Consider the following 3,656-nt stretch of genomic DNA (forward strand, 5'->3'; position numbering starts at 1 on the left):
ACGCGCACCGTGGCCTGGCCGTCGGCGCTGCCGAGCTCGACCGAGATCTCGCCGGCGCCGTAGCGGCGCGCGTTCTCGAGCAGGTTGCGGATCACGCGGCGCAGCAGCCGCGAGACGCCCGGCACGGTCAGCGCCGCGTTGTCGGTGCCCGCCACCAGGTCGAGCTCGGCGTCGACGCGCGCGCATTCCTCGGCGGCCAGGCCGGTCAGGTCGACCGCCTCGATGGTGCCCATGTCGGCCTCGCTGGCGTCGAGCCGGCTGGCCAGCAGGATCTCGTCGATCAGCTGGTCGAGCTCGGCGATGTTGCGCGAGATCTCGGCGCGCGCCGCGGGGCTCGGCTGGTCGCCCATGAGCTCCAGGCTCATGCGGATGCGGGTCAGCGGCGAGCGCAGCTCGTGCGAGGCATTCGCCAGCAGCGACTTGTGCGAGCGCACCAGCTGTTCGATGCGCACCGCCGATGCATTGAAGCGCTTGGAGAGATCGGCCACTTCGTCCTGCCCTTCCTCGGTGACGCGCACCGACAGATCGCCCTCGCCCCAGCGCTGCACGCCGCGCTGCAGCGTCTCGAGCCGCTTGGTGAGCCGGCGCACGATCGGATAGACGCCGAGCGCCACCGCCACGCCGACCAGCGCGATCATCCAGCCCAGGCCGAAGGGCGTGCGCCAGGGCGCGAAGCCGCTGGTGCCGGTGGCGCGCTCGCGCGGCGCCACGCGCAGCGTGATCTCCTTGCCGTCGCTGAGCGTCACGTCGAACTCCAGCCCCTGGCCCGGCACGCGCAATGCCTTGCCGGCGCCGATCTGCTTGTCCTGCGCGTCGAGCACCACCACCTCGCGCGGCACCGGCGCCAGCCGCTCGCGCTCGGCCTCGGCCGCCACGCGCACGATCCAGTTGGCCATCAGCGTGAGGATCACCACGCCGCCGACCACCGCGAGCCAGATGCGCACGTAGAGGTGGCGGGAGTACAGATTGATCATGGGGAGGTGGGGAGTGCGGCGGCCGGGGGCGGCCGCTTTTTCTGGAGAGGTGCCACGAGCGGGACGGAAATCACCCGTCGGCCGTTCAGTCCTGCTGCTTGGCGAACACGTAGCCCACGCCGCGGACCGTGAGGATGCGCTTCGGATTCTTCGCGTCGACCTCGATCGCCGCGCGGATGCGGCCCATGTGCACGTCGATCGAGCGGTCGAAGGCCTCGAGCTCGCGGCCGCGCACGGCTTCCATGATCTGGTCGCGCGTGAGCACCCGGCCCGCGCGCTCGGCCATCGCGACCAGCAGGTCGAATTGGTAGGAGGTGAGGTCGGCCACCTGGCCGGCCACCGAGACGGTGCGCGCGTTGCGGTCGATCTCGAGCGTGCCGAAACGCATCATCGACGCCGCCTCGGCCTCGGTGCTGCTCTCGCCGCGGCGGCGCAGCACGGCGCGGATGCGCGCCAGCAGCTCGCGCGGCTCGAAGGGCTTGGGCAGGTAGTCGTCGGCGCCGATCTCCAGGCCGATGATGCGGTCCATCGGGTCGCCCTTGGCGGTCAGCATCAGCACCGACACCTTGGAGATCGCGCCCGGCAGCGCGCGGATGCGGCGGCAGACCTCGAGGCCGTCGGTGTCGGGCAGCATCAGGTCGAGGATGACGAGGTCGGGCGCGTGCTGCTGCAGCTGCTCGAGGCCGCTGGCGCCGTCGCCGGCATGGTTGAAGCCGAAGCCCGACTGGGTGAGGTATTCGCCGACCATCTGCGCCAGGCGCTGGTCGTCTTCGATCATCAGGAGTTGGGGGGTGCTCATGCGCTTCATGGTGTTCCACCGGGAGCAAGCTGGCTTGAACGCTCCGTAAAGTTGGGTAAACCTGGTGCCGCGGTGTCAACCGGCCGGCACTGCGAAAAGCATAGCGCCGTCGTGCTGCGGGGCCGCCGAAAGCCGCTCCGCGCCGCGGTATTCGGGCTGCGCGAGCAGGGCCTCGAGCGCGACAGCTTCGAGCGCCGGATCGCAGTCGCGCGCCCGCGCGAGGATCTCGCCGGCCAGCCGGCGCAGCTGCGCGGTCGAGGCCCGGATGCGCGCCTTGAAGGCCGCGTCGTCGAGCCGGTCGTTGAGGCTGCGGTTGAGCTCGGCGAACCACGGCATCGCGGCCTGGTCGAGCATCGCCGCGCGGTTGCGCTTCTCGCTCGCGCCCGACCAGGCGCGCAGCAGCGCCTGCACCGCGAGGTTGAGGCGCTGGCAATGCTGCAGCTCGTCGCGCACGGCGCCCAGCAGCGCCAGGTCGGTGAGCCGGCCCTGGAAGAAGATCTGCGACAGCACGCCCCAGTAGTAGGCGTAGTCCCAGATCACCTTCACCGGCAGCACCTCGGGATCGCCGAACAGCGGGTACTGGTCCTGGTAGAGCGCCAGCGTGCTCTCGTAGAACGAGTGGTAGATCTGGTCGTAGAGCTGTGCGCGCGCCTCGATCGAGCGGCCACGCCGGTCGTGCGCGATCAGGTCGGTGATGTAGGTGTTGCCGATCGCGATGAAGTCGCTGCCCGGCGAATAGAAGGGGTCGAGGAACAGGCCGGCCTCGCCGGTCAGCGCCCAGCGCCGGTCCGAGAACACCTGCTTGCAGCCGTACGAGAAGTGGCGCAGGAACGCGAAGTCCTGCAGCAGGTGGCGCTTGCCGTCGAGCGCCTCGTAAAGCCGCGGCTGGTAGGTCGCGAACCAGGCCATGGCCTTGTCGAAGGTGTCGATGGTGGCCAGCGGATGCAGCTTCTGGTCGGCCACGATGCCCACCGAATGCGAGCCCGAGGCCAGCGGGATCAGCCACACCCAGTAGCCCGCGCCCACCAGGTGGTTGGTCGACAGCCAGCGCGCCTGCGGATCGCAGCGCGCGCGCCAGGCCTCGTCGTCGCTCCAGTGGTCGATGGTGATGCGCTCGCCGATGCGGAACCACACGGCGTTCACGTCGTGGTCGTTGGGCTGCGCCAGCCCCAGCTTGCGCTTGAGCAGGCCGGCGCGCCCGCAGGCGTCGATCAGCCAGCGCGCCTCGGTGTCGCGGGTTTCGCCGCCCTGGGTCCATTGCAGCCGGTGGTGGGTGGCGCCGTCCTCGGCCAGCTCGATGCGGCGCACGAAGGCGTCGTCGGCGAAGTGCACGCCGTGGCGCGCGGCCTCCTGCGCGAGGTAGTTCTCGAGGATGCCGCGGTCGATCTGGTAGCTGGGCACCGACAGGTAGCGGCTGGCGCCGATCTCGGTCACGCCGTCGATGTCGCGCCGGCCCTCGCTGAAGAAGAAGCGGAAGCCGAACTTGCGCAGCTGCGCGTTCTCGAAGTGCGGCTTCAGGCCCAGCACGGTGTCGAAGTAATGGGCGCCGATCTCGACCGACGATTCGCCCACCTTGTGCGCCGCATGCGGCACCGGGTGCGCGCGGCGCTCGAGCACCAGCACCGAGAGGTCGTCGAAGCGCTGGCGCAGCTGCAGCGCGAGCGTGAGCCCTGCCAGACCGCCACCCATGATCACTGCGTCGTAACGAGGGGCGGTCGGCTTCATTCGGGGTTTTCCGTCAATGCCCGCCGGGCCGCAGCAGCAGTCTCAGCGAGAGGGTGGGGGACAGCGGCAGCGTCACCGGCGCATCGGTGCGGCCGTCGAGCCGCGCCAGCGCCTCGAACAGGCCGAGCGCCTGCGCCATCGGGTTGACCTGCGCGAGC

Annotated in this window: 3 protein-coding genes; all 3 read right to left on the reverse strand. The window is 70.4% G+C overall.

The window, feature by feature from the left end:
* Positions 1-974: histidine kinase dimerization/phospho-acceptor domain-containing protein (locus tag AC27VN_RS35700; RefSeq protein WP_490879679.1), on the reverse strand; the 974-nt coding region annotated here is incomplete at its 3' end.
* A gap of 85 nt (positions 975-1,059) precedes the next feature.
* The gene (locus tag AC27VN_RS35705; protein WP_093344026.1) at positions 1,060-1,782 is read right to left on the reverse strand and encodes a response regulator transcription factor; all 723 of its coding nucleotides are present in this window, start codon (positions 1,780-1,782) and stop codon (positions 1,060-1,062) included.
* 66 nt (positions 1,783-1,848) lie between these two features.
* Positions 1,849-3,498: an NAD(P)/FAD-dependent oxidoreductase gene (locus tag AC27VN_RS35710; RefSeq protein WP_490879680.1), complete on the reverse strand. Its 1,650-nt coding sequence runs from the start codon at positions 3,496-3,498 to the stop codon at positions 1,849-1,851.
* Between the last annotated feature and the right edge of the window lie 158 nt (positions 3,499-3,656).

The organism is Variovorax sp. 20P10.2.4 (assembly GCF_058244205.1).

What these genes read in the sequence shown, in the direction of transcription:
- AC27VN_RS35710 (WP_490879680.1), bottom strand. Translation starts at nt 3,498, where the DNA reads ATGAAGCCGACCGCCCCTCGTTACGACGCAGTGATCATGGGTGGCGGT.
- AC27VN_RS35705 (WP_093344026.1), bottom strand. Translation starts at nt 1,782, where the DNA reads ATGAAGCGCATGAGCACCCCCCAACTCCTGATGATCGAAGACGACCAG.